This window comes from Acetatifactor sp. (genome assembly GCF_982438285.1).
In genome coordinates, this window is record NZ_CEWDFQ010000346.1 from 1 (window position 1) to 3,093 (window position 3,093).

Genomic DNA, 3,093 nt, shown 5'->3' on the forward strand with positions numbered 1-3,093 from the left:
GTATTACCTGGATGTGGAATGGGTACTCGAAACGGAGGAGGAATACCGGCAGAACTTTGAAAAATGCTTTCGGCCTCAGGCTGGCTTTGAAGCGGAATATGCCATCGGCATAGACGATAAAAAGGACAAATTGATTTTGACTGTAAAGGGGCCTCATATGGAATGTGTTTATGGAGCACCTAAGCAGCCGGAGGTGGAAATTCAGACCGACAAAATCACGTTGGAGGATATTGTGAACGGAAGAATGACCTTCCAGAGGGCATTTATGTCAGGGGCAATGAAGGTAAAGGGCGATTTCAGAACCCTTCGGATGTTGGATGTGCTGTTTCCCTTTGAGGAGAGAAAAAGTGTATAAACAGACAGTGTAAGGACATTTCCTGAAAAAGGAGGAAAAGATGAAAAAAGCAGATTGTATTTTTTGTAAAATTGCAAATGGGGAGATTCCATCAAAGTCTTTGTATGAGGACGAAAAGTTTCGAGTGATTCTTGATCTTGGACCGGCAGCCAAGGGGCATTCCCTCATTCTGCCCAAAGATCATGCTGCAAATTTATATGAACTTCCCGAAAAGCTGGCGGGGGATGCGATGATCCTTGCAAAGAAGATGGCAAGTCTTTTGACTGAGAAGTTAAACTGTGACGGCATCAATCTGGTACAGAACAATGGGGAGGCTGCAGGACAGACAGTAGAACATTTTCATATTCATTTAATTCCTCGGTATAAAGGGGACGGACAGAATATTAACTGGGTGCCTGGGAAACCTTCTCAGGAGGAACTGGAAGAGGTTAGAAAGCAGATTTTGGAGTAATGGAATACCATGAGAACAGTGGACGTGAGTGAAGTGACCCGCAACATCAAAGAAATGTGTATTGAGGCCAATTATTTCCTTTCAGAGGATATGAAGGAAGCTATGAAAAGAGCGGCTGATGCCGAGAAAGCGCCTCTTGGAAGAAAAATATTAGGGCAGCTGCAGGAAAACATGGACATTGCGGGGAAAGATTGGATTCCCATCTGCCAGGATACGGGAATGGCAGTGATTTTTATGGAAATTGGCCAGGATGTGCATTTTGAAGGAGGGTTTCTGGAAGATGCCGTCAATGAAGGAGTGCGCCAGGGCTACACAGAAGGATTTCTGCGCAAATCTGTGGTGCGTGACCCCATTTTGCGGGAAAATACAAAGGATAACACACCGGCGGTGGTGTATTATGAAATTGTGCAAGGAGACGGGGTAACGATTACAGTGGCTCCAAAAGGATTCGGCAGTGAAAATATGAGCAGGGTGTTCATGCTGAAGCCGGCGGACGGAATAGAGGGAATCAAGCAGGCTGTTCTGACGGCGGTGAAGGAAGCAGGACCCAATGCCTGCCCGCCTATGGTGGTAGGAGTGGGAATTGGAGGCACCTTTGAGAAGTGCGCACTGCTGGCAAAAAAGGCACTTATCCGTTCCGTAAAAAAGCGTTCCGAGATCCCTTATGTTCGTGAGCTGGAGGAGGAAATCCTAGAGAAGATCAATAGCCTGGGAATCGGCCCTGGAGGACTTGGAGGAAGCATAACGGCATTGGCGGTTAACGTGGAAACCTATGCTACTCATATTGCTGGGCTGCCTGTGGCAGTGAATATTTGCTGTCATGTAAACCGTCATGTAACAAGAGTACTTTGACGAAGGAACGGGGACGGAAGGAATGGAAAGTATGAACAAGTACATTAATGTACCGTTAAGTGATGCGGATGCAGCCAAGCTGCGTGCTGGAGACTATGTGTATTTAACGGGGATCATATATACGGCAAGAGATGCAGCTCATAAAAGAATGTATGAGGTGCTGCAGAGAGGAGAAGCGCTTCCCATAGAAATGAAGAACAGTGTGATCTATTATATGGGGCCTTCGCCTGCGAGAGAGGGGCGTCCCATAGGGTCTGCAGGCCCAACGACGGCAGGCAGAATGGATAGATATACACCTTCACTTTTGGACCTTGGTCTAAAGGGAATGATAGGAAAGGGTAAGAGGACGCCGGAGGTGAAAGAGGCTATTGTAAGAAATGGAGCCGTTTACTTTGCCGCTGTGGGAGGGGCTGGAGCGCTGCTGGCCCGCGCTGTCACCAAATCAGAGGTGGTAGCGTATGATGATTTGGGTACAGAGGCCATCCGTCGGCTGGAGATCAAAGATTTTCCTGCGATTGTAGTGATTGACTCTCAGGGAAATGATTTATACGAGACCGCAATAGAGGAGTATTGCAGAGAATAATTTGCTTGAAAGCAGGAGAGCATAGATGAAACGTATTATTTTGATGGTGCTGCGGCTTCTTTGGAAAGTGCCTTATTATTTTTACCTGATCTGGAAATGCGGAAAGGATGAGAGCATTACCCTGGATGAAGCCTATGCACGGGTAAAAAAGGTTACAAAAGCAGCAAATCATGCGGGAAGGGTAAAAATTGAGGCATATGGATTGGAAAATATCCCCAGGGAGAACGGGTTTATATTTTTTCCCAATCATCAGGGCCTATTTGATGTGCTGGTGTTTTTGGATTCCTGCCCGGTGCCTTTTTCCTTTGTGATAAAGAAGGAAGCAAGCAATGTGATTTTGCTAAAACAGGTGGTAGCTGCGTTAAGGGCAATCCCTATTGACAGAGAAGATATAAGACAGTCCATGCAGGTAATTAACCAGGTAACACAAGAGGTGAAAAAAGGAAGAAATTTTCTGATTTTTGCAGAGGGGACCAGAAGCAAAATGGGAAACAGGCTTCTCCCTTTTAAAGGAGGAACCTTTAAGAGCGCGGTAAAAGCAAAATGTCCCATTGTGCCGTGCGCTTTAATTGATTCTTTCAAGCCCTTTGACGAGAATTCCATCCGGCCGGTGACGGTGAAGCTGATCTATCTGCCGCCCCTGTATTATGAAGAATATGCAGGCATGAAAACAACAGAAATCGGGGCTGAGGTGAAAAGAAGGATAGAGGAGGCTATTGCAATGGCTGAATCCCAGACGCAGCTTTGAGAATGGACGCGGGCTGAATTGTTGCACGGGATATGATAAAATGAAAAAATGTAGGTTTGTCAAACATTTGTTACATTGACTGTAAATAATCCTGAAGTACCTCT

The 3,093-nt window shown here is 46.0% G+C and carries 5 protein-coding genes; all 5 read left to right on the top strand.

The features are described from left to right. Window positions 1-355 (top strand): SCP2 sterol-binding domain-containing protein (locus AC1WIP_RS13605; RefSeq protein WP_481142334.1); only part of this gene is annotated, 355 nt, incomplete at its 5' end. Window positions 356-395: 40 nt separating this feature from the next. Next, entirely contained in the window at window positions 396-806 is a 411-nt protein-coding gene (locus tag AC1WIP_RS13610) for an HIT family protein (RefSeq protein ID WP_481142335.1), read from the top strand. 9 nt (window positions 807-815) lie between these two features. After that, entirely contained in the window at window positions 816-1,658 is an 843-nt protein-coding gene (locus AC1WIP_RS13615; protein WP_481142336.1) for a fumarate hydratase, read from the top strand. A gap of 31 nt (window positions 1,659-1,689) precedes the next feature. Continuing rightward, window positions 1,690-2,241 carry a Fe-S-containing hydro-lyase gene (locus AC1WIP_RS13620; RefSeq protein WP_481142337.1) on the top strand — a complete coding sequence of 184 codons (552 nt, stop codon included), beginning with the start codon at window positions 1,690-1,692 and terminating at the stop codon, window positions 2,239-2,241. 25 nt (window positions 2,242-2,266) lie between these two features. Beyond that, a complete protein-coding gene (locus tag AC1WIP_RS13625) occupies window positions 2,267-2,989 on the top strand; it encodes a lysophospholipid acyltransferase family protein (RefSeq protein WP_481142338.1) in 723 nt (240 codons plus the stop codon). Window positions 2,990-3,093 lie beyond the last annotated feature (104 nt).

What these genes read in the sequence shown, in the direction of transcription:
- AC1WIP_RS13625 (WP_481142338.1), top strand. Translation starts at nt 2,267, where the DNA reads ATGAAACGTATTATTTTGATGGTGCTGCGGCTTCTTTGGAAAGTGCCT.
- AC1WIP_RS13620 (WP_481142337.1), top strand. Translation starts at nt 1,690, where the DNA reads ATGAACAAGTACATTAATGTACCGTTAAGTGATGCGGATGCAGCCAAG.
- AC1WIP_RS13615 (WP_481142336.1), top strand. Translation starts at nt 816, where the DNA reads ATGAGAACAGTGGACGTGAGTGAAGTGACCCGCAACATCAAAGAAATG.
- AC1WIP_RS13610 (WP_481142335.1), top strand. Translation starts at nt 396, where the DNA reads ATGAAAAAAGCAGATTGTATTTTTTGTAAAATTGCAAATGGGGAGATT.